This window comes from Pseudoxanthomonas mexicana, assembly GCF_014397415.1.
Taxonomy (GTDB): Bacteria; Pseudomonadota; Gammaproteobacteria; order Xanthomonadales; family Xanthomonadaceae; genus Pseudoxanthomonas_A; species Pseudoxanthomonas_A mexicana.
The window spans coordinates 2,554,660-2,576,634 of sequence record NZ_CP060731.1; the positions used below are offsets into that span (position 1 = coordinate 2,554,660).

A 21,975-nucleotide genomic window follows, 5' to 3' on the forward strand; every position below is an offset into this window, starting at 1 on the left:
AGGTATAGGCGAAGGCCACTCCGCAGCCGCGCGGAGTCTCGGGGAGAATGCGTCGTGTGCCTGGAAGAACGCGAAGGCCGCCTGCATCTGCTGCACCGGCGGAGGGAATGGGGCAGCCAACGGATCCTGGAAGAGAAGGTCTACGACCTGGAACTGCCTGCCGCCCGGAGCCGCGTATTGAAGCAGGGCGGTGAAGGGCCGGATTTCTGGGCGTACGTGGACGATGGGCGAAGACTGCACTACGTCAGCTACTGGCTGCCCAACAAGATCCGGTTGATGCGCGTGCCGCGTGAGGCACTTGCTGCATTCGAGGTGCTGTCACCGCATTACGCGCGTGTCGGCACTCGGCTTTACTGCAGGGGAGCCTGGGTGCCTGAGGCCGACGCGGACCGGTTCCAACTGATACCCGAAACCCGCTTCGCCCACGATGGCGAACGCGTCTACGCCTTCACGATCACCGAAGGGCTGGACGTGCTGGAAGTCGCCGACGGGCCGCCGTACTTTCTGCCGCGCTGCGAGCATTTCGCCGACCAGCGCGACTTCTACTGGCAAAGCAGTTGGACCCGCCGGATCGAACGCGTCAGCGGTGCAACGCCGGTTGATGCCTACGAAAAGAAGATCAGTCTGCTGGCGGTGCTCTGGCACGACACCGAGCCCCGGGACGAGGCCGAGGCACTCGCACGTGATGCCTTGCTTGACGACGTGCACACGATCGCCGATCTGTTCCGCTTGGCGCTGCCGGATGCGCGAGCCGCGTGGGCACGGGCTCCGCAAGCGACTGGCAGCCCTTCATGGGGCGGATCAGAGGGGCAGGCGGATATCGGTCAGACGCCAGCGCAGCCCCTGGCGCGTGATCACGAAGACGATCGGGTCGCCATCCCCGTCCTGCACCGTGGCGGTAAAGCGTGACAGGGACTCGTAGTGGTGCTCGGCGTGCTTCAGGGGCTCGGCCGGCACGGCGGGCGCATAGGTGTCGCCGCCGACCGTCTCGCCGACTGCGCGCTTCCAGGTCGCCCGCCCCTGCAACAGGGCGGCGATACCCATCGGCGTGACCAGCGTATCCACCCCCCGGCCGAGGACCTGGTTGGCCAGGGACAGCGCGGCTGCGCCGAACAGGCTGGACGAGACGTCCGGCCCGGCCTGGCGCGCGAGATAGTCCTCCACCTGTACGCGCAGGTTGACGCGCAGTGCGGGAAAATCCACGTGCCGCTCCAGCCTGGCGGTGTCCTGCTCGGCCAGTGCGGTGCGGATGCCGTGGAGGGCCAGGTAAGGACCGGCCGCGACGTAGCTGGCCAGGGCGACGATCGCGGCGAGCAGCAGGCCGATCACGAGGGGCTTCTTCATGGGCGGGGCCTCCGGTTCAGAACTCCAGGTCCAGTGCGGCGCACAGGTAGTCCACGAACGGCCCCAGTGCCTTGAGGTCGCCCGCCACGGTCTGCCGCAGGCGCGGCCCGGTCATCGTGGCATCGTCGAGCGAGCGCCAGAACACGAAGTTGCGGTGTTTCAGGTCCTCGATGAACGCGAAGTCGGTGGGAAATCCGCGCGGCGGCCGCACCAGCTTCTCGCTTTCCTCGAACTCGAAGCGCCGACGGAAGGACGCATCGTGCGCGGCTTTCTTCCAGCTTCCCGGATTGTCCAGGATGAACTGCCTCACCCGGCGCTGCGTGTCGGGCTCCGGATGCCACAGGCCGGCACCGACGAAGCACTCCCCCGGCTGCAGGTGCAGGTAGAACGACGGCGCGGGCACCTGTTTGTGGCGCTCGTGGAACAGGCGTGCGCCCTGCCACGACTTGTACGGCGATTTGTCGTTGGAGAAACGGGCGTCGCGATAGATGCGGAACAGCGAGCCGCCGACGGTCTTCGGGTCCGAGCGGAAGTGCAGGCTGACCGCGGCAAGGTCGGGCTGCAGGTCGGTCAGCAGGCGCAGGAATGGCTGGCGTACATGGTCTTCGTACTGCGCCTTGTGGGCGTTGAACCAGGTCTTGTCGTTGTGGCGGGCCAGTCCGCGCAGGAACTTGAAGCTGGCATCCGAGAAGTAGGTGGCCATGTGCCGATTGTAGTCAGGCCGGCGTCAAATGACCGACAGGATTGTCCTCGATGCGCGCTAGAGGCCCGCTTCCAACTCCTGGCGCCACTGCTGCAGCTTGTCCAGCTGGGCCAGCCGCCCGGCATCGCCCCCGTGGCTGGCGCGCAAGGCCGACAGTTCGGCATCGAAGCTCTCGAAGCTGTACTCCGACAGGTTGCTGCCCGCTGCAAGGCGGTCGCGACGGTAGGCATCCCAACGTTCCCGCTCTTCCGGCGCGAGCGTACCGGGCCAGTTGCGTGCCCGGTAGCGGAACAGCAATTCCGGCAGGCGCGCATCGCGGAACCCGAAATCGCGCTGGCCGAGCAGGGCAGGCGGCGTGGTGCGCACGTCGGTGAAGCGCCGCTTGTCCGCATCGCCCAGGAAGCCGTCGTACAACGAGGCGTCCACGTCGCCGGGTGTGCTGATGCGTTCGCCCGCGAACACCTGGCGCACCTTCTCCGCCAGGGCGGGGCCGGCCTGGCGCAGCGTCGCGGCGTGGCGCTCGCAGCGCGCCGGATCGATGCCCAGGCGGTCCATGTCGGCCGGCCGCAGGTGCGACCACGCCACCAGGGCGGGGGATCGGTTCAGGTGCACTTCCTTCAGCGGCACGCGCTGTTCACCCTCCGGCAGGTCGGCCGCCGGGGTATACAGCCGGTCGGCGATGTCGGCGGGCGCCATCGCCAGCAGCGGTGCCGGGTCGCTGTCCAGGTCGAACACGACCACGCGGTTGTCGATCCGCGGATGACGCGCCAGCGGCAACACCGGCGCCGCGCACAGCCTGCTGGCGGGGTAGCGCTGTGAAACATGCAGCACCGGCAGCATCGCGGTGGTATCCAGCAGGCGCGCGGCAAAGCGCTTGTCGCGCAGCTGCAGCGCGTAGTCCCACAGGCGCGGCTGCGCCTGGCGCATCAGCCGGGCCAGGCCGATGGTGGCGAACACGTCCGACAGCGCTTCGTGGGCATCGCCGTCGCGGACCCGGTTGGCCAGCGCCAGGTGCTCGAGCCTGAACGACGTGGCGCCATCCTCCCGCCGCGGCCAGACGATCCCGTCGGGCCGCAGCGCATGCATCAGCCGCATCACGTCCAGCAGGTCCCAGCGCGAGTTGCCGCCCCGCCACTCGCGCTCGTAGGGTTCGTGGAAGTTGCGGAACAGCCCGTGGCGGATGAATTCGTCGTCGAAGCGCAGGCTGTTGTAGCCGAGGGTGCAGGTCTCGGGGCGCCCCATCTCGTCGGCGATGCGCGCAAAGGCCTCGGCTTCGTTCACGCCTTCGTGCAGCGCCCGCTGAGGCGTGATGCCGGTGATCAGGGTGGCGATGGGCGAGGGCAGCAGGTCGTCCGCCGGCTGCACGAAGAAGCTGAGCGGCTCCTCCATCACGTCCAGCGCCGGCGTGGTGCGCACCGCGGCGAACTGGGCGATGCGACTGCGCCGCGGATCGGCGCCGAAGGTCTCCAGGTCGTAGAACAGGAAGCTTCCAGCCATCGCGGGCCTGCCTTCAGCGGTTCGTGGACATGGTGTGCTGCGCGACCCGCATGGAAATCGCTGCAAGAACGGCATGCCTGCCGAGGGCGATGCCTGTGCTCATCCCGGAATGTCCTCCAGCGGGGGCAGGGTGGCCACGACATCCGCGTCCACCGCGGTCCAGTCCAGCCCCTCCAGCGTCGCGCGCCCTTGCGTGTGGCGAACCAGCAGGTCGCGCTGCAGCTCGCTGCGGTGCCTGGCCAGGGAATACGGAATGCGCATGAAACTGACCATCGTGTAATGGGGGACGAAGCGGCCGGGGTGGCGCAGCTGCAGGGCCAGTTCCAGTTCGCGCTGCAGCAGGAAGCCCTGGTCGTCCACCTTGTCGCGCATCTCGACGTAGTTCTCCAGCGCCATCTGCTGGATGGCCAGCGCATCGGGCTTGCGCTCGGCTTCGAACGCAGCGAAAGCGGTGGCCAGGTCGTCGGTGGCCTGAAGGTGGCGTGCCAGGGCCACGCAGTCCTCGAACGCACAGTTCATGCCCTGGCCGTGGAACGGCACCATCGCGTGGGCCGCGTCCCCCAGCAGCACGGCCTGGCCGCTGAGATGCCACCGGTCCAGATACAGCGTGGCGAGCAGTCCGACCGGGTTGGCTTCCCAATCCTGTTCCAACTCGGGGATCAGCGGCACGGCGTCGGGAAAGTCGCGCAGGAACAGCGCCTTCGCCTCCGCCCCGGTGCGCACGCTGGTGAAGCTGGGGTCGCCCTCGTTCGGCAGGAACAGGGTGACGGTGAAGGTGCGTTCGTCGTTGGGCAGGGCGATGCACATGTAATGGCCGCGCGGCCAGATGTGCAGCGCATGGGGCTCCATGATGAAACCGCCATCCGCGGCGGGCGGAATTTCCAGTTCCTTGTAGGCGTGGTCGAGGAACTCGGTCCGCTCGCCCAGGTCCTCGCGTGCCTGCATCGCCGCACGCAGCGAGGAGCCGGCGCCATCGGCACCGACCAGCGCGGAGAAGGTGCATTCGATGCGACGGCCATCTCGGTCATCGACGAAGCACGCGACATGGGCGTCGAAATCGACGCCTTCCAGCCGGTGGTGGAAATGCAGGCGTGCGCCGGCCTGTTCGGCCAGATCGAGCAGCGTGATGTTCAGGTCGCCCCGATGGATGGACCAGATCACCTCGGAATCGTCGCGCCCGTAGCGTTGCAGCTGCTGGCGGCCGTCCAGCGCGTGGACCATGCGTCCGCGCATCATCACGGCCTGGCGCATCACGGCGGTATCGGCATCGGCCATGCGCAGCGCATGGCGGCCACGTTCGGCCAGGGCCAGGTTGATGGAGCGGCCGCCCTCGTAGCCCTTCACGCGCGGGTCGCCGCGCTTCTCATGCACGTCGACACGCCAGCCCGCACGCGCCATCAGCGTGGCCAGCAGGGCGCCGGCCAGGCCGGCCCCGATGATAGTGATGTGTCGCCGAGCATCAGTGCCCACGCTGTTGCCTCCGGGTCAGAACCCCCGCCACGTCTCGACTTCCTCGACGAAGCGGTGGACATCCATGTAGCGGTTGTACAGCGGGGCAGGGGAAATGCGGATCACGTCCGGCTCGCGCCAGTCGCCGACCACGCCCACGGACATCAGGTACTCGAACAGCTCGCGCCCGCGGTCGCGCCCGCCCGCGACGCGCAGCGACAACTGCGCGCCGCGCTGCGCCGGATCGGCGGGTGTGACGATCTGCAGCACATCGGCCAGGTGTGCCCGGATCAGGGCCTCCAGCAGGCCGGTCAGCTTCAGCGACTTGGTGCGCACCGCCTCCATGCCGCCGGCCTTGTCGAACAGCTCCAGTGAAGCGCGCAGGGGGGCCAGTCCCAGGATCGGCGGATTGCTCAGCTGCCACCCTTCGGCGCCCGGCGTGGGCACGAACTCGGGCCCCATGCGGAAACGGGTGTTCTTTTCATGGCCCCACCAACCCGCGAAACGCGGACGGTCCGTCTCCGCGTGCCGCGCATGCACGAAGCAGCCGGCGACGGCGCCCGGTCCGGAGTTGAGGTACTTGTAGTGGCACCACACCGCGAAATCCACCCCGCTGTCGTGCAGCCGCAACGGCAGGTTGCCCACCGCGTGCGCCAGGTCGACGCCGACCACGGCACCCTGCGCATGGCCGAGCCGCGCGATCTCCGCCAGGTCGAACGCCTGGCCGGTGCGGTACTGGATGCCGGGCCACAGCACCAGCGCCAGGCGCGGGCCGTGTTCGGCGATGGCACGCTCGATGGCGGCCATCGAGAACGTGCCGTCCTGTTGGTCCGGCTCCACTTCGATCAGGTCCGTCGCAGGATCGAAGCCGTGGAAGCGGATCTGGGACTCCATCGCATGCCGGTCGGAGGGAAACGCCCCGGCTTCCATCAGGATGGCCGGCCGCTCCGTGGTAGGCCGGTAGAAGCTCACCATCATCAGGTGCAGGTTGGCGGTCAGCGTGTTCATCGCGACCACTTCCAACGGCTGCGCGCCGACCAGTCGCGCCAGGGGTTCGCGTACCAGTTCGTGGTAGGTCATCCATTGCGCGCTGCCGTTGAAGTGGCCCTCGACCGCCTCGTTCGCCCACTTGTCCAGCACTTCGTTGATGTAGCCCCGGGCACCCTTGGGTTGCAGGCCCAGCGAGTTGCCGCAGAAATAGACCTGGTCGTTGTGCTTGTGGCGCGGAATCAGGAAATCGTTGCGGAGCGGCCGCAGCGGGTCGGCGGCGTCGAGCGCGATGATGTGGGTACGGGACAGCGGGTCGGTCATGGAGGCGTGGATGGACTGAGGTTGTCGTTGTGGGAGCGACGTGAGTCGCGATGAGGCTCTACTCTGGAACTGCGATCGCGACTTACGTCGCTCCCACAAGGGCTGGTCAAAGGAACCTCGACGCCGGCTGGCCCAGCCATTCCAGCGCCGTACCGTGATAGAGGCGTGCCTGCTGCGTGTCGTCGAGCCCGAGGGCCGCGATGCCCGCCCCGGGCTCCTGTTCGCCCAGCGGGAACGGATAGTCGGTGCCCAGCATCACCCGCTCGTGGCCGACGGTGTCCAGCAGGTAGCGCAGCGCGCGCGGATCGGCGACCCAGGAGTCGAAGTACACGCGGCCCAGGTAGTCGCGCGGGTTGCGGGGGTTGTCGGTGGCCACCAGGTCCGGGCGCATGTTGAAGCCATGCTCGATGCGGCCAATGGTGTACGGGAAGCTGCCGCCTCCGTGGGCGAAGCAGACCTTCAACTCGGGCAGGCGCTCCAGTACGCCGCCGAAGATCAGGCAGCAGGCCGCGCGCGACTGCTCCGCCGGCATGCCGACCAGCCACGGCAACCAGTACTTGGGCATCGACGCCGCGCCCATCATGTCCCAGGGATGCACCAGGATGGCCGCCCCCAGCTCGCTCGCCGCCTGGAAGAACTCGAACAACTCCGGCGCATCCAGGTTCCAGTCGTTGACATGGCTGCCGATCTGCACGCCCTGCAGGCCCAGCTGGTCCATGCAGCGCTCCAGCTCCTGCACGGCCAGGCGCGGCGACTGCAGCGGCACCGTGCCGATGCCGGCGTAGTGGCGCGGATAGTCGCGGCAGGCCGCGGCGGTGTGGTCATTGAGCGCCTGGTGCAGTTCCAGTGCGTGATGCGGCTTGGCCCAATAGCTGAACATCACCGGCACGGTGCTGATGACCTGCACCTGCACGCCGAAGCGGGCGTAATCGGCGATGCGCTCTTCCGGGTCCCAGGTCTTGGGCCAGATTTCGCGGAAGAACTTGCCGTCCTTGTAGATGCGGTGGCGGCCGTCGTCGCCGTGGTGGATCACCGGAAAGCGCACGTCCCCGTACTTGGCGGCCAGGTCGGGCCAGTCGCGGGGCAGGAAATGCGCATGGGTGTCGATCTTCAGCATCGTGGGATTGTAGGGGTGACGTGCCCGGAATTCGCGCTGCAGTGCCGAACGCGACCCGTCACGGAAAGGGCGTTCGCCGTCATCGTTCCAGCGCGTCGGACACGCGCTCGCAGGCGGCGATCAGATCGTTGACCAGGCGTCGGTCGACGTCCACGTGGCCCTCGTACTCGGCCAGGTTGCGCAGGTCGTGCGCCTTGGCCAGGACGCGCCACACCTCAGGGCCCAGGCCCAGGGTATGCGGCAGCACCTGGAAGACGATGTAGCGGTGGCGGGCGCGGAATCCCGCGCGGCGTAGCGCCGCCAGGCTCATCGCGTGCGCGGCGTTGTACGCCAGGTCGAAGCGGCTCTCCAGCGACAGCGCCTCGTTGTGGGCGTCGGCCAGGCGCGCGAGTCCCGAGCGGAGCAGGCCGGCGGTTTCCTTCTTGTCGGGCGGCTCCGGGCTGAGCGGGCCGCTGTGGGCGGCCAGCTTCTCAAGCGGCGAGGTCATCTTCGCCTCCGATCAACCATTGCCGCGGCTGTTGCAGTACGCGGCCGACGAAGCTGTTGCCGGCATCCAGGCGGCTGCGCAGTTCGTCGCGCGCGTATACGGTGGGATTGATCGGCCGGCCCAGCCGTTCGGCGACGGGATGCAGTGCCAGCATGATCTCGGCGTAAGCCAGGTCGTCCGCAATCACCATCAGGTCGATGTCGCTGCGGGCGGTGTCGCTGCCCTTGGCGATCGAACCGTACAGGAACGCGGCATGGATGCGGTCGGACAGCGGTGCCAGCGCTTCGCGCAACGGCTCGGCCAGGCCGAAGGTCTTGCGGACGATGGAGACGAGTTCGTCGTGGATCGGGGCGTCGGGGTTGGCGCGATAGCGCTTCTGGTTGCCGACATGCTCGACGGTCAGCAGGCCGCTGCCGGCAAGACGGGCCAGCTCGCGCTGGACGGCGCCGCTGCCGGCGCCCGTGGCCTGGATGAGCTCATTGACCGCATAGCTGCGCCCTGACTCGCCGAACAGGCAGGCCAGGACGCGTTGCTGGGTGGTGGTGAACAGCGCCCCGGACAGGCTGGCGGCGGCGTAACGCGCCGCGGCCTCGCTGACCTTCCCGGGACGGAGGGAGTCGTTCATGCCCATATCGGGCACGATAATGCCCAGATTGGGCAAGTGCAAGCTCAGGTGATGTCGGCCTGCGAATCCGCCTGCATCTCGTAACGGCTCGGCCGGGGGTTCAGATGGCCGCAGGCCTTGCAGGTGCGCAGGTCGTCGTTGCGGTAGAACGCTTCGAACACGCGGAAGAAGTCCTGTTCGATGTCGTTGAGGTGGAAGTACTCCTCGTACACCTTGTGGTTGCAGCGCTCGCAGAACCACAGCAGGCCATCGTCCTCGTGCGGCAGGCGTTTGCGTTCGATCACCAGTCCGACCGAGCCCGGCATCCGCTGCGGCGAATGCGGCACGCGCGGGGGCAGCAGGAAGATTTCCCCGGCGCGGAGCGGGATGTCGCGCGGGGCGCCATCCTCCTGGATGCGCAGCACCATCTCGCCCTCCAACTGGTAGAACCACTCCGGGCCTTCTTCGTAATGGTAGTCCGTGCGCTGGTTGGGGCCGCCCACCACCATCACGATGAAATCCCCGTCGTAGATGCACTTGTTGCCGACGGGCGGCTTCAGCAGATGCCGGTGTTCCTCTATCCAGGCCTGCAGGTTGAGCGGGTTCGGCAGCATGTCAGCGGCGCTCCGGCACGTGCGCGACGCACTTGAGTTCGATGGAGATGGGCGTGGGCAGTGCCGTGATGCCCAGCGTGGTACGGCACGGGGCCACCGCGGGATCGGGGAAATGGTCGGCCCAGACCCGGTTGTATCCGGGGAAGTCGCCCGCCATGTCGGTCAGGTACACCGTCACGTCCACCAGGCTTCCCCAGCAGGCACCGCTGGCTTCCAGCACGGCCCGGACATTGGCGAACACCGCGCGGGTCTGCGCCTCGATGCCGTTAGGAATCGCGTTCGTGGCGGCATCGCGCGGACCGATCCCCGAGAGGAACAGCAGGTCGCCGACCCGCCGCGCATGCGGGTAGTGGCCGACCGGCCTGGGCGCGGCGGCGACCTGCACGCCCTCATTCATCGCGTTTGCCCTTGGGCGGCACCGAGGCGAGGGCACGCTGGTAGGCCGGCTGCAGTTCGTCCTGCGCGGCCACATCCATGCCCAGCTCGCGCACGCGCCCATCGAACAGGCTGTAGACCCAGCCATGGACCGCCAGCGGCTGTCCACGCGCCCACGCATCCTGCACGACAGTGGTCTGGCAGACGTTGAAGACCTGTTCGATCACGTTCAGCTCGCACAGGCGCGCGTGCCGCAGGGATTCGGTATCGACCTGCCCCAGCAGGTCCGCGTGCTTCATCGCCACATCGGCCACATGGCGCAGCCAGTTGTCGGCCAGGCCCACGCGCAGGCCGGTCATGGCCGCATGCACGCCGCCGCAGCCGTAATGGCCGACCAGCAGGATGTGTTCGACCTTCAGGATGTCGACGGCGAACTGGATCACCGACAGCGCGTTGAGGTCGCCGTGCGACATCACGTTGGCGATGTTGCGATGGACGAAGACCTCGCCGGGGTCCAGCCCGAGGATCTGGTTGGCCGGCACGCGCGAATCGGAGCAGCCGATCCACAGGTAGCGGGGGGACTGCTGCTGCGACAGCCGCTTGAAGAAGCCCGGGTCTTCCTGCTTGATGCGGTCGGCCCAGTCGCGGTTGTTCTGCAGCAGTTTCTCGAGTTCGGAAAGTTCGCTCATTCGTTCGGTTCTTCCTCAGCGCAATGCGATGCAGACGTTCTTGGGTTCGGTGAAGAACCGCATGGCCTCCAGGCCGCCCTCGCGGCCCAGGCCGGACGCGCCCATGCCGCCGAACGGCGTGCGCAGGTCGCGGGTCATCCAGGTGTTGATCCAGACGATGCCGGCGCGCAGCTGCGCGGCCAGGCGATGGGCGCGGTCCAGGTCGCGCGTCCAGACGGTCGCCGCCAGTCCATAGTCGCCGGCATTGGCCAGCGACAGCGCGTGCGCCTCGTCCTCGAAGGGCTGCAGCGTCACCACCGGTCCGAAGATCTCCTCGCGGTTGGTGGCGGCCTGCGGGCCCAACCCTTCGATCACCGTGGGCGCGATGAACCAGCCGGGCCGGTCCAGCGCGTGCCCGCCGGTCAGCACGCGCCCGCCTTCGACGCGGGCACGGGCGATGCAGCCGAGCACCTTCTCGAAGTGCGCCTGCGACACCATCGCGCCCAGCCGGGTGGCCGGCTCGTCCAGCGGCCCGGCCTGCAGCGCGCTGGCGCGATCGATCAGGGCTTCGCGGAATTCGTCATGGATCGCCTGCTGCACCAGCAGACGCGAGCCGCACAGGCAGATCTGGCCGGCGTTCTGGAAGGCGGAGCGCAGCAGGGTGTCCAGGTGTGCGCGCCAGTCGCTGTTGGCGAACACCAGCGTGGCGTTCTTGCCGCCCAGTTCCAGCGAGACCTTCTTCAGCTGCGGCCCGGCCAGTCCGGCGATGCGCCGGCCCACCGCGGTGCTGCCGGTGAACGACACGGCCTTGACGGCCGGATGCAGCACCAGCGGTTCGCCCACGGCCGGCCCGCTGCCGTGCACGATGTTCAGTACGCCACGCGGCAGGCCGATCTCGGCCGCCAGCGCGCCCAGCATCGTCGCAGTGGCGGGTGTGATCTCGGACGGTTTGGCCACCACGGTGTTGCCGGCGGCCAGCGCGGGCGCGATCTTCCAGGTGAACAGGTAGAGCGGCAGGTTCCACGGCGATATCGCGGCCACCACGCCCAGTGGTGCGCGCAGCGTGTAATTGAGCCCGGCCTCGCCGTGGTGCGATTCGCTAGCGAACTGCGTGGCCGCATGCGCGAAGAAGCGCAGGTTGGCGACCGCCCTGGGAATCTCGATGTCGCGCGCCAGCGCCAGCGGCTTGCCGGCATCGCGCGACTCCGCCGCCGCGAAAAGCGCCAGCCTGGCCTCCAGCGCGTCGGCCAGCCGCTCCAGCCAGCGGGCGCGGGCGCTGGGCGCCAGTGCGGCCCACGACGGAAAGGCCGCTTGCGCGGCCTCGACGGCCTCCAGCACCTCGGTCTCGCCGCCATCGGCGACCTCGGCGTAGACCTCGGCCGACGCCGGCTCGAAGACGGGACGCCAGGCGCCTGCGGGGCGCGGTTCGCCATCGATGAAGTGGCTGTAGCGTTCCATGCCCACTAGCTTAACCCGGCTGGCAAGCCCCTTCTGGTGGGGTCAGATGGACTGCATGCGGCCGCCGTCGACGGCCAGGCTGACCCCGTTGACATAGCCTGCGGCGGGCGTGGCGAGGAAGGCGATCGCCGCCGCCACCTCATGGGCCTCCGCGAAGCGGCCTGCGGGCACCGAGGCCAGCATCGCCGCGCTGACGGCGGCTTCGTCCTTGCCGGTGGCCTGCACGCGGTCGCGCAGGATCTGCTCCAGGCGCCCGGTGCGCGTGTAACCGGGCAGCACGTTGTTGACGGTGATGCCGTAGGCCCCCAGTTCCTTCGATAGCGTCTTGGCCCAGCTGGCGACGGCGCCACGGATCGTGTTGGAGACGCCGAGGTTGGCGATGGGTTCCTTCACCGAAGTGGAGACCACGTTGATGATGCGGCCCCAGCCGGCGGCTCGCATGCCGGGTACCGTCAACTGCGCAAGCAACTGGTTGGCGAGCAGGTGGCGGTGGAAGGCGGCCAGGTAGTCGTCGGCAACGGCGTCGATGGCGCGTCCGCCGGGTGGGCCGCCGGTATTGTTGACAAGGATGTGGATCGGGCGGGCCGCGGCGAGTGCCGACACCTTGGCCTGCACGGGCGCGGCGTCGGCGACATCGACGGCGATGCCGTCATGGTGCTGTTCGCCGGGGGTACGGGGCAGGGCAGCCATCACCTCCGCCAGTACATCGGCGCGACGCGCCAGCAGCGTGACGCTGGCGCCCAGCAGCGCCAGTTCATGGGCGGCGGCGCGGCCGATGCCCTCGGAGGCGCCGCAGACGAGGGCATGCCGGCCGGTGAGGTTGAGGTCCATGCGAAGGTCCAGGACGGAACTGAAGCGAGTGTAGCCTTGTGGGAGCGACGTGAGTCGCGATGATCTCCCTCCCTCCAGGCGCGGGGCCGGGATACCGCTTCGCGACTTACGCCGCGCCCATGTCGTCTGCCCGAGGGACCAGGCGCTCGCGCATGAGGTCGGCGACCGCTACGTTGTCTTCGCCGCCGAGCCGGTGCAGCGCGGCGGCGGCCCCCTCGACATTGGCGACCGGATGGTTCTGGCTGAGCTTGAACTTCAGCTCGACGCGGTCGACCGTGAAGCGGAAGCCGATGATCCCGCGCAGCTGACGGACATGATCGTCGCGGTCGTGTTCGAAGCGCCAGTCGTTGCCGACGCGGGCCTCGTTCGCCTGGCTCAGGCGATCCACGATCGAAGCCAGTCGATCGGTGTCCTCGGTACTCTCCAGCGTGCCGTGCAGATGGGCGACGGCATAGTTCCAGGTCGGCACACGGGCCGCCTCTTCCTTGTCCGCGTACCAGCCCGGCGACAGGTAAGCGTGCGGACCATGCACGATCACCAGTGCGGGCCCCGCGTGGCGCGCCTGCGGATTCGGCCGGGCCCAATGCCCTTCGATCACGATCCGGTCGCCGTCGCGCGCATACAGCACGGGCAGATGGCTGACAAAAGGCAGTCCATCGGCCACGGTGACCAGGGTGACAAAGGCGTCGCGCTCGATGAGCCGGTCGAGTCCGGTCAGGTCGGTTTCTGCAAACGCGCGCGGCGTGTACATCGTCGGGTCAGGCGCGGGCGCCGAGCGACTGCACCATCAGCGGCACCAGCGCGGCATCGTCGTCGCCCTGCGGCGGCTGCACGCCGGCCAGCGAGAAGCCGCGTGCCAGGGCGTCGTCCTCGTCCAGGCCGTCGAAGGCGACGAATTCGGCATCGAACAACGCGGCGCGGGCGCTGTCCTCGCTGTCGTAGGGCAGCGTATTGCCGTCGCTGTCCAGTACTTCGGCGGTACCGGCTTCCAGTAGGCGCAGGCGCGCCCAGATCAGCGTGCGGCCGAGCGAAGCCAGGTACCAGTCCTCACGGAGAAACGGGGTCATGCGAAGGCCTCCGCCCATAGCGCCAACAGGCCCGCCATCGCCAGCCCGAAGAAGATCACGCACAGCGAGATGCGTGCCGGTGTCGCCAGCCCTGACAACGAGGTATCCGGGATGCGGCGGTAGTCCCCCGACAGCAGCCAGCGCAGGGCGACAGGCTTGAGGAATGCGCCTTCGCCCCATTGTGCGCCCAGGGCGGCATGGCGGTCGCGGACGTGCACCAGCGTCAATGGCCAGAAGATGACGAAGGCGCAGAAGCCCGCGATGGCCACGCCGACGAAGCAGAGCGCGAAGAACAGGAGCATCAGAACTCCGCGTTGCCGGGCGCGCGCGGGTAGGCGATCGCGTCGCGGATGTTGGACAGTCCGCAGACGTAGACCACCAGCCGTTCGAAGCCCAGGCCGAAGCCGGCGTGCGGCACGCCGCCGTAGCGGCGGAAGTCGCGGTACCACTGGTAGTGCGCCGGGTCCAGGCCGAACTGGGCCATGCGTGCATCCAGCACGTCCAGGCGCTCCTCGCGCTGGCTGCCGCCGATGATCTCGCCGATGCCCGGTGCCAGCACGTCCATCGCGGCGACGGTGCGGCCGTCATCGTTCAGGCGCATGTAGAAGGCCTTGATGTGTTCGGGGTAGTTCATCACCACCACCGGACGGCCCACGTGCTCTTCGGTCAGCCAGCGCTCGTGCTCGGTCTGCAGGTCCAGGCCCCATTCGACCGGGAAGTCGAACTTCTTGCCCGACTTCTGCAGCAGGTCGATCGCGTCGGTGTAGTCGATCCGCTCGAACGGCGCGTTGATGAACGACTCCAGCCGGGTGATCGCGTCCTTCTGCATGCGCTCGGCGATGAAGGCCATGTCGTCCGCGCGCTCCGACAGCACCGTGCGGAACAGGTACTTCAGGAAGTCCTCGGCCAGGTCGGCGTCGGCCGTCAGGTCGGCGAACGCGATCTCGGGTTCGATCATCCAGAACTCGGCCAGGTGGCGCGTGGTGTTGCTGTTCTCCGCGCGGAAGGTCGGGCCGAAGGTATAGACCTTGCTGAGGCTGAGGCAGTAGGCCTCCACGTTCAGCTGGCCGGACACGGTCAGGAAGGTCTCCTTGCCGAAGAAGTCGCGCGAGAAGTCCACCTCGCCCTTGCCGTTGCGCGGCAGGTTGGCTAGGTCCAGCGTGGAGACGCGGAACATCTGGCCGGCGCCCTCGGCGTCGGAGGTCGTGATGATCGGCGTGCTGATCCAGTAGAAGCCGCGCTCGTGGAAGAACCGGTGCACCGCCTGCGCCAGGCAGTGGCGGATGCGGGTGACCGCGCCGAACAGGTTGGTGCGCGGACGCAGGTGGGCGAACTCGCGCAGGTACTCCAGCGAGTGCTGCTTGGGCTGCATGGGGTAGGTGAGCGGGTCCTCGACCCAGCCGACCACCTCGATCGACGACGCCTGGATCTCGAAACTCTGGCCCTGGCCCTGGGAGGCCACCAGCGTGCCGGTGGCGATGACCGAACACCCGGTGGTCAGGTGCTTGATCTCGGATTCGTAGTTGGGCAGCGAATCGGGTGCCACCACCTGGATCGGCGCGAAGCACGAGCCGTCGCTGACGTTGACGAAGGACAGGCCCGCCTTGGAATCGCGCCGCGTGCGCACCCAGCCGCGCACCGTGACCTCGCCGCCGGCCGGGAGCTTGCCCGCCAGCGCATGTTCGACGCTCACCACCGTCATGGCTTGAATCCTTCGGTAACAGACATATTTATGGAACGCGGAGTTTAGCAAGAGCCGCAAGGCCGACGGTGCGCCCGCGGCTATAATTCCCAGCGTCGCACAGGAGCAGCTCATGGCCATCACCCTTACCCCCGTCGCCCTTGAACGTGTGCAGCGTTTCGTCGCGCAGACGCCGGGCGCCCTGGGCTTGCGATTCGGCGTGACCCGTACCGGCTGCTCCGGTTGGGGCCACGTGGCCGACCTGGCGCGCGACGAGCGCGCGGGCGACACGGTGTTCGAGTTCGACGGAGTGAAGATCTACGTGGACGCGACCAGCCTGCCGCTGGTCGATGGCACGGAGATCGATTTCGCCAAGCAGGGCCTGTCCGAGACCTTCACCTTCCGCAACCCCAACGCGGCCGCCGAATGCGGTTGCGGCGAGAGCTTCACCACCTCGGCGGACGCCGCCTGAGCGATGTCCAGGGGCAGGACTTGCCCCTAAGTGACTGACCTGCCATACTTTCCTGCTTCCGACCGCTGACAGGCGGCCGGGTCCTTGCCCCACCGCGTCCGTTCCGGGCGTCCGGGGGGCTGTTCCGCCCGCGGGATATCCCGCCGGGCCCACATCCGAAAGGTAAAAACGATGCGTCACTATGAAGTCGTGTTCCTGGTCCATCCGGACCAGAGCGAGCAGGTGCCGGCCATGATCGAGCGCTACAAGGCGCTGATCGAAGGCGGCAACGGCAAGATCCACCGTCTGGAAGACTGGGGCCGCCGCCAGCTGGCGTACCCGATCCAGAACCTGGTGAAGGCCCACTACGTGCTGCTCAACATCGAGGCCGACCAGGCCGTGCTGAACGAGCTGGTCGAAAGCTTCCGTTTCAACGATGCGGTGCTGCGCAACCTGGTCATCAAGCGCGATGGCCCGGACACCGAGCAGTCCCTGATCATGAAGAACAAGGACGAGAAGGGCGACAAGCCCGAGCGTGGCGAGCGTCGTCGCCGTGACGACGAGGAAGGCGAGGCCGGCAACGCCGCTTCGACCGAATCCGACAACGCCGAAGCCGCCTGAGGAGACCACCCATGTCCAAGTTCTTCCGTCGCCGCAAGTTCTGCAAGTTCACCGCCGAAGGCGTGAAAGAGATCGACTACAAGGATCTCAACACCCTGCGCCAGTACCTGACCGAGAACGGCAAGATCGTGCCGAGCCGCGTCACCGGCACCAAGTCCCGTTACCAGCGCCAGCTGTCCACCGCGGTCAAGCGCGCCCGTTTCCTGGCGCTGATCCCGTACACGGACAACCACGACGTCTGAGGGCAAGGAGTGAGTAGCGGCTTCGCCGCGAGGAGTGAGCGATGAGGGTGTTCTTCCTCACTTCTCACTCCTCCGCACTCACTTCTGGCTTCAAATCCCGTCCATTCGGACAGCAACAGTTGCGGCCGCAAAGCGGCCGCTAACGAATCGGAGATACACGATGGAACTGATTCTTCTGCAGAAAGTGACCAACCTGGGCGTCCTGGGCGACAAGGTCAACGTCAAGCCGGGCTACGGCCGCAACTACCTGGTGCCGCAGGGCAAGGCCGTGCCGGCGACCGCCGCCAACGTGGCCGAGTTCGAAGCCAAGCGCGCCGAGTACGAAGCCAAGGCCAAGGCCGTGCATGACGAGGCCGAAGGCCGCGCCGCCAAGCTGGAAGGCGCCAGCGTCACGATCACCGCCAATGCCGCGACCGAAGGCAAGCTGTTCGGTTCGGTCGGTCCGCGCGACATCGCCGATGCCTTCACCGCCGCCGGCCTGCCGCTCGAAAAGAGCGAGGTCATCATGGGCGAAGGTGCGCTGCGCAACGTCGGTGAATACGAGATCGTCGTGAAGCTGCACGCCGACGTGCAGACGACCGTGAAGGTCGTGGTGCAGGCCGAAGCCTGATCGATCCGCGCATCGCTGCATGATGCCGACAGACGGGCGCCGCAAGGCGCCCGTTCTGTTTGGTGGGTCCGCTGCGTCGCAGACGCTGAGATGCCCACCGGTTATCCACACACTTATCTGCAACACCCAAGGGCATGGACTGCCTACCATGTCCGGCCGTGCGGCCATCGCCCCGCATGCGCCGCAGGAGCTCGTACCGCCCATGTCCGCACGCACCGGTTTCCGCCAGGATCCCCACGACGCCCGCATCGAACAACTCCGCGTGCCGCCGCACTCCATCGAGGCGGAACAGGCGGTGCTCGGCGGCCTGATGCTGGCCCCGGAAGCCTACGACCGCATCAACGACAAGCTCACCGCCAACGATTTCTATCGCCGCGACCACCAGCTGATCTACCGCGCCATCGCGGAACTGGCCGAGAAGAACCGCCCGTTCGACGCGGTGACGCTGGGCGAGTGGTTCGAGTCGCAGGGCCACATGGACCTGGTCGCCGGCGGCGCCTATCTGGTCGAACTGGCCAGCACCACGCCGTCCGCCGCCAATATCGCCGCCTACGCCGAGATCGTCCGCGACAAGGCGGTGATGCGCCAGTTGATCGAGGTGGGCACCGAGATCGTCAACGACGCATTCCAGCCCGAGGGCAAGGAAAGCGATGAGATGCTGGCGATCGCCGAGCAGAAGGTGTTCGCCATCGCCGAACAGGGCGCGCGCGGCCGCACCGACTTCGTGGCGATGAACGATGCGCTGAAGGACGCCTTCGAGGTGCTGCGCGTGCGTTCGGAGAGCGGCGGCACCGTGACCGGGCTGCCGACGGGCTACACCGAATTCGACATGATGACCGCTGGCCTGCAGCCCACCGACCTGGTGATCCTGGCCGCACGTCCGGCCATGGGCAAGACCACGTTTGCGCTGAACATCGCCGAGTACGCCGCCATCAAGTCTAAGAAGGCCGTAGCGGTGTTCTCGATGGAAATGTCGGCAGGCCAGCTGGCCATGCGCCTGATCTCCTCGGTCGGCCGCATCAACGCCACCCGCCTGCGTACCGGCCAGCTGGAAGACGAGGACTGGAGCCGCGTGACCAGCGCGATCCGCATCCTGAAGGACCAGGCCAAGGTCTTCATCGACGACACGCCCGGACTGTCGCCCGACGTGCTGCGTTCCAAGGCGCGTCGGCTGAAGCGCGAGCACGACCTGGGCCTGATCGTCATCGACTACCTGCAGCTGATGTCCGTGCCGGGCAACAACGAGAACCGCGCCACCGAGATCTCCGAGATCTCGCGCTCGCTGAAAGGCCTGGCGAAGGAACTCAACGTGCCGGTGATCGCGCTGTCGCAGCTCAACCGATCGCTGGAGACGCGCACCGACAAGCGCCCGGTGATGGCCGACCTGCGCGAATCGGGCGCCATCGAGCAGGACGCGGACATGATCGTCTTCATCTACCGCGACGACTACTACAACAAGGAAACCTCGCCCGACAAAGGTTTGGCCGAGATCATCATCGGCAAGCAGCGCTCGGGCCCCACCGGCTCGTGCAAGCTGCGGTTCTTCGGTGAGTACACGCGCTTCGACAACCTGAGCCACGACAGCATCGGCGCATTCGAGTAGGCCGTAGCCCCCAACGCGAGGCGCGGGGCGTAGTACGCTGGGCGACACGCGCGCCGCGCCCACCGGGGGATGCCGACAGGTAGGGGAGGTTGGCATCGGCTGCGGCGTGGCGCGGATAGGCCAAGGATGCCAACGGACTCGCCGCGGTCGGGCGACAACGGCGGGACATGACCGCCAGCGAACTTGAGGCAGGTAATCGGGTGGCCAGTCGGTCGGGCGAAGGCACGGGGCGTTTGCATGGTGGGCAGGTCGTACTCGTCGTGCTGTTGTGGCTTGCACTGGTGCAAGCGGCGGCCGCACTCGATGTCCACCGCCCGCTGGCCCAACTCCACCACACCGCCTGGCGGGTCCAGGATGGCGCGCCGGGCCAGATCACCGCGCTTGCGCAGACGACGGACGGATATCTCTGGCTGGCCACGCAGATCGGGCTGTACCGCTTCGACGGCGTGCAGTTCGAACGCTATGAACCTCCGGCGGGCGAGGCGCTGCCCGCCACCAGCGTCTCCGCCCTGCATGCATCGCCCGACGGAGGATTGTGGGTCGGCTTCCGCTACGGTGCGGTCAGCCGTATCGACGGGGCGCGGTTGAGCCACTACGGCCAGGCGCGGGGCCTGCCCAGCGGCACCGTCTTCAGCTTCGCCCGCGATGCGGACGGTCGTCTCTGGGCCGCCACGTTCACCGGGCTGGTCTATCTGCAGGGCGGGCGATGGCATGCGCTGGGGCCACGATGGCGATATCCGGGCCGACAGGCGCGAACCGTGTTCGTCGATGCCGAAGGCACGTTGTGGGTGGCCAGCGAGCAGGGCGTCGCCTACCTGCCGCGCGGCGGCACGCAGTTCCAGCGCGTGCAGGCGCGCGTGGGCAGGATCAGCCAGATCGCCCAGGGACCGGATGGCGCCATCTGGATCGCGGAAGCCGATGGCGCGGTGCGTGCGCTGCCCGTGCCAGGCCGGCCGACGCCCGCACGGAGGTTGCCGCTGGCCTCCGCCGGGCTGCTGTTCGATCGGGATGGCGCGCTCTGGGCCACCACGTTGGGCGACGGTCTGTACCGCTGGACCGGCGAGGCGGCCTCACCGTTCGAAGGCTTCCGTCAGCGCGAGGGACTGACGTCCGACTATGCGTTGCCGCTGCTGGAGGACAGGGAAGGCACGCTCTGGATAGGCAGCAGCCGCGGCCTGGACCGCTTCCGCCATGCGAACGTGGTGCTGGCCCCGCTGCCTGACGGTGCGCACGATTTCGCCATCGTGGCGGAAGAGGGCGCGGCCGTGCTCGTGGGCAGCCGCAACCGTCCCCTGCTGCGACTGAAGGGAGGCCGGCAGGAAACCCTGTCGCTGGCCCCGCCATTGACGGCAGCCTACCGGGACCCGACCGGCATGGTGTGGCTGGGCGGTCCGAAGGGAATCTGGACCTTGCGCGACGGAACGCTCGCTCCCGGCGTTCCCCTGCCGGTGAGCCGCTACTCGGGCGTGCAGGCCATCACCCGCACTTCCGACGGCTCCGTGTGGGTATCACTGAACACACCCGGTCTCCACCGCCTGCAGGACGGCCGCTGGACTCACCTGCGCGACCTGCCCGGCACGCGCGAGGGGGCGTCGCCGTTGACCCTGCTTCCCGGAGCAGACGGCCGTGTGTGGATGGGCTTCGCGCACAACCAGATCGCGTGCATGCGCGAGGGCAGGCTGCAGGTCTTCGGACTTCCGCAAGGCCTCGATGTGGGCAACGTGAGTGCGCTGCAGCAGGGGCGCGCAGGCCTGTGGATCGGAGGCGAGCGCGGACTGGCACGCATGCGCGGCGACCGTATCCAGACGCTGCGCGCGCAGGCCGACAGCCCCTTCCGTGGCATTTCCGGCATCGTGGAGACAGCGAACGGCGACCTGTGGCTGAACGGTGCGCGGGGCATCGTCAGGATTCCGGCCGCATCCATCGAAGCGGTGTTCGCCGGCACCTCGGCCGCTGCCTACGATCTGTTCGATTTCCTCGATGGGCTGCCTGGCGTTCCCGCGCAGTTCCGTCCCATACCGACCGCGCTCCAGGCCGGGGACGGCCGGCTCTGGTTCGCCACCACCAGCGGCGTGGTCACGATCGATCCGGACCGTATCCAGCGCAATCCGTTGCCGCCCCCCGTCAGCATCCATTCGTTGTCCGTCGATGGCCGTCCCCATCGCCTGGAAGCCGGTCCGCTGCGCCTGCCCGCCGGCGCGCGCAACCTGCAGATCGGCTACGCCGCCTTGAGCCTGGCCATCCCGGAGCGGGTGCGCTTCCGCTACCGGCTGGAGGGCTACGATCAGGGATGGCAGGAGGCCGGAACGCGCCGGGTGGCCTACTACACCAACCCGGGGCCCGGGGACTACGTGTTCCGCGTGCTGGCCGCCAACAACGACGGCGTCTGGAACGAGACGGGTGCGCGCATCGCGTTCTCGATCGCGCCGCGCTACTACCAGACGCGCTGGTTCGCGGCAGCCTGCGTGACCGTAGCGGCCTCACTGCTGTGGGTCGCCTACCTGCTGCGCCTCCGACGGGTGTCGAGGCAGATCCACGACCGCCTGCAGGAACGCCACCGTGAACGCGAGCGCATCGCCCGCGAGCTTCACGATACGCTGCTGCAGAGCGTGCAGGGGCTGATCCTCCGCTTCCACGCCGTCGCCCGTTCGCTGGGACCGGGCGCGCCTGCACGCGATGCGCTGGACGCGGTGCTGGAGCGTGCCGACGACGTGATGGTGGAGGCGCGCGACCGGGTGCTCGACCTGCGCGCCACCGCCCGCGGCGGCTGCCTCGCCGACATGTTCGCGAGGATGGCCGCCGAACTGGAGGCCGGTCCCGAGCTGTCCATCCGTGTGTCGGAGGAAGGAAACCGGATGCCGATCGACCCCATCGTGCAGGACGAACTGCTGCAGATCGGACGCGAGGCGATGCTCAACGCCTGCCGCCACGCAGGGGCCCGGCATATCGACATCGCCATCGCGCAGAACGCCGCCTACCTGGCGGTCAGCGTGCATGACGACGGCCGGGGCATCGATCCTGACGTGCTGGACCGGGGAGGCCGCGAGGGGCATTGGGGTCTGGCGGGCATGCGCGAACGCGCGGCCCGCATCGGCGCCCGCCTGGACATCGCATCCGGTCCCGGCGAGGGGACCCGCGTGGAGGTGCAGGTACCGGCTGCCGTGGCGTATCGCCCGCGGACCGCCTGGTGGCGGCGCCGGATGGGGCGGCACCGCGCTTAGGCCAGCGCGACGCAAGTCCGC

At 68.1% G+C, this 21,975-nt stretch carries 24 protein-coding genes; 7 read left to right on the plus strand and 17 right to left on the minus strand.

Features of this window, described 5'->3' with window-relative positions; all coding sequences use genetic code 11:
- Positions 1–54 precede the first annotated feature (54 nt).
- Complete coding sequence (locus IAE60_RS12005) at positions 55–909, plus strand: hypothetical protein (protein WP_187572427.1); 855 nt, start codon at positions 55–57, stop codon at positions 907–909.
- Here the strand turns inward: IAE60_RS12005 and IAE60_RS12010 are convergent.
- From IAE60_RS12010 to asnS, 17 genes are all read right to left on the minus strand, one after another.
- Positions 802–1,344, minus strand: a complete 543-nt coding sequence (locus IAE60_RS12010; RefSeq protein WP_187572428.1) for a DUF2939 domain-containing protein — start codon at positions 1,342–1,344, stop codon at positions 802–804. The two genes, IAE60_RS12005 and IAE60_RS12010, sit on opposite strands and share 108 nt — an antisense overlap.
- Positions 1,345–1,360: 16 nt before the next feature.
- Positions 1,361–2,047, minus strand: coding sequence for a DUF2461 domain-containing protein (locus IAE60_RS12015; protein WP_187572429.1), 687 nt, complete (start codon positions 2,045–2,047; stop codon positions 1,361–1,363).
- Positions 2,048–2,104: 57 nt separating this feature from the next.
- Positions 2,105–3,544: an exodeoxyribonuclease I gene (sbcB, locus tag IAE60_RS12020; RefSeq protein WP_187572430.1), complete on the minus strand. Its 1,440-nt coding sequence runs from the start codon at positions 3,542–3,544 to the stop codon at positions 2,105–2,107.
- A 99-nt stretch (positions 3,545–3,643) separates the two neighbouring features.
- Positions 3,644–5,014: an FAD-dependent oxidoreductase gene (locus tag IAE60_RS12025; protein ID WP_187572431.1), complete on the minus strand. Its 1,371-nt coding sequence runs from the start codon at positions 5,012–5,014 to the stop codon at positions 3,644–3,646.
- Positions 5,015–5,029: 15 nt separating this feature from the next.
- A complete protein-coding gene (kynU, locus tag IAE60_RS12030) occupies positions 5,030–6,304 on the minus strand; it encodes a kynureninase (protein WP_187572432.1) in 1,275 nt (424 codons plus the stop codon).
- A 106-nt stretch (positions 6,305–6,410) separates the two neighbouring features.
- Positions 6,411–7,421 carry an amidohydrolase family protein gene (locus IAE60_RS12035; RefSeq protein WP_187572433.1) on the minus strand — a complete coding sequence of 337 codons (1,011 nt, stop codon included), beginning with the start codon at positions 7,419–7,421 and terminating at the stop codon, positions 6,411–6,413.
- A 79-nt stretch (positions 7,422–7,500) separates the two neighbouring features.
- Positions 7,501–7,908, minus strand: coding sequence for a hypothetical protein (locus IAE60_RS12040; protein ID WP_185896021.1), 408 nt, complete (start codon positions 7,906–7,908; stop codon positions 7,501–7,503).
- On the minus strand, positions 7,892–8,533 hold the full coding sequence (locus IAE60_RS12045) for a nucleotidyltransferase domain-containing protein (RefSeq protein WP_185896022.1): 642 nt from the start codon (positions 8,531–8,533) through the stop codon (positions 7,892–7,894). Before IAE60_RS12045 ends, IAE60_RS12040 begins: the two co-directional genes overlap by 17 nt.
- 44 nt (positions 8,534–8,577) lie before the next feature.
- The gene (locus IAE60_RS12050) at positions 8,578–9,126 is read right to left on the minus strand and encodes a 3-hydroxyanthranilate 3,4-dioxygenase (RefSeq protein ID WP_185896023.1); all 549 of its coding nucleotides are present in this window, start codon (positions 9,124–9,126) and stop codon (positions 8,578–8,580) included.
- Position 9,127: 1 nt separating this feature from the next.
- On the minus strand, positions 9,128–9,523 hold the full coding sequence (locus IAE60_RS12055) for a RidA family protein (protein ID WP_187572434.1): 396 nt from the start codon (positions 9,521–9,523) through the stop codon (positions 9,128–9,130).
- Complete coding sequence (gene can, locus IAE60_RS12060) at positions 9,516–10,190, minus strand: carbonate dehydratase (RefSeq protein WP_162108846.1); 675 nt, start codon at positions 10,188–10,190, stop codon at positions 9,516–9,518. Before can ends, IAE60_RS12055 begins: the two co-directional genes overlap by 8 nt.
- A 15-nt stretch (positions 10,191–10,205) precedes the next feature.
- Positions 10,206–11,627 carry an aldehyde dehydrogenase gene (locus tag IAE60_RS12065; RefSeq protein WP_187572435.1) on the minus strand — a complete coding sequence of 474 codons (1,422 nt, stop codon included), beginning with the start codon at positions 11,625–11,627 and terminating at the stop codon, positions 10,206–10,208.
- Positions 11,628–11,669: 42 nt separating this feature from the next.
- On the minus strand, positions 11,670–12,458 hold the full coding sequence (locus IAE60_RS12070; RefSeq protein WP_187572436.1) for an SDR family oxidoreductase: 789 nt from the start codon (positions 12,456–12,458) through the stop codon (positions 11,670–11,672).
- Between the two features lie 106 nt (positions 12,459–12,564).
- The gene (locus IAE60_RS12075) at positions 12,565–13,209 is read right to left on the minus strand and encodes an FMN-binding negative transcriptional regulator (protein ID WP_187572437.1); all 645 of its coding nucleotides are present in this window, start codon (positions 13,207–13,209) and stop codon (positions 12,565–12,567) included.
- 7 nt (positions 13,210–13,216) lie between these two features.
- On the minus strand, positions 13,217–13,525 hold the full coding sequence (locus IAE60_RS12080; protein ID WP_244966562.1) for a hypothetical protein: 309 nt from the start codon (positions 13,523–13,525) through the stop codon (positions 13,217–13,219).
- Positions 13,522–13,827, minus strand: a complete 306-nt coding sequence (locus IAE60_RS12085) for a hypothetical protein (protein WP_162108851.1) — start codon at positions 13,825–13,827, stop codon at positions 13,522–13,524. Before IAE60_RS12085 ends, IAE60_RS12080 begins: the two co-directional genes overlap by 4 nt.
- Positions 13,827–15,227 carry an asparagine--tRNA ligase gene (asnS, locus tag IAE60_RS12090; protein WP_187572439.1) on the minus strand — a complete coding sequence of 467 codons (1,401 nt, stop codon included), beginning with the start codon at positions 15,225–15,227 and terminating at the stop codon, positions 13,827–13,829. Before asnS ends, IAE60_RS12085 begins: the two co-directional genes overlap by 1 nt.
- Positions 15,228–15,339: 112 nt before the next feature.
- Here asnS and IAE60_RS12095 point away from each other — a divergent pair, with 112 nt between their 5' ends.
- The 6 genes from IAE60_RS12095 to IAE60_RS12120 all read left to right on the plus strand — a co-directional run bounded on the left by IAE60_RS12095 (position 15,340) and on the right by IAE60_RS12120 (position 21,954).
- On the plus strand, positions 15,340–15,678 hold the full coding sequence (locus tag IAE60_RS12095) for a HesB/IscA family protein (RefSeq protein WP_162108853.1): 339 nt from the start codon (positions 15,340–15,342) through the stop codon (positions 15,676–15,678).
- Positions 15,679–15,849: 171 nt separating this feature from the next.
- A complete protein-coding gene (rpsF, locus tag IAE60_RS12100) occupies positions 15,850–16,278 on the plus strand; it encodes a 30S ribosomal protein S6 (RefSeq protein ID WP_185896030.1) in 429 nt (142 codons plus the stop codon).
- Positions 16,279–16,289: 11 nt separating this feature from the next.
- Positions 16,290–16,520, plus strand: a complete 231-nt coding sequence (gene rpsR / locus IAE60_RS12105) for a 30S ribosomal protein S18 (protein WP_055942998.1) — start codon at positions 16,290–16,292, stop codon at positions 16,518–16,520.
- Positions 16,521–16,680: 160 nt separating this feature from the next.
- Positions 16,681–17,130 carry a 50S ribosomal protein L9 gene (rplI, locus tag IAE60_RS12110; protein WP_162108855.1) on the plus strand — a complete coding sequence of 150 codons (450 nt, stop codon included), beginning with the start codon at positions 16,681–16,683 and terminating at the stop codon, positions 17,128–17,130.
- Between the two features lie 202 nt (positions 17,131–17,332).
- Positions 17,333–18,733 carry a replicative DNA helicase gene (locus tag IAE60_RS12115; protein ID WP_162108856.1) on the plus strand — a complete coding sequence of 467 codons (1,401 nt, stop codon included), beginning with the start codon at positions 17,333–17,335 and terminating at the stop codon, positions 18,731–18,733.
- Between the two features lie 167 nt (positions 18,734–18,900).
- Positions 18,901–21,954, plus strand: a complete 3,054-nt coding sequence (locus IAE60_RS12120) for a sensor histidine kinase (RefSeq protein WP_187572440.1) — start codon at positions 18,901–18,903, stop codon at positions 21,952–21,954.
- Positions 21,955–21,975: the final 21 nt, after the last annotated feature.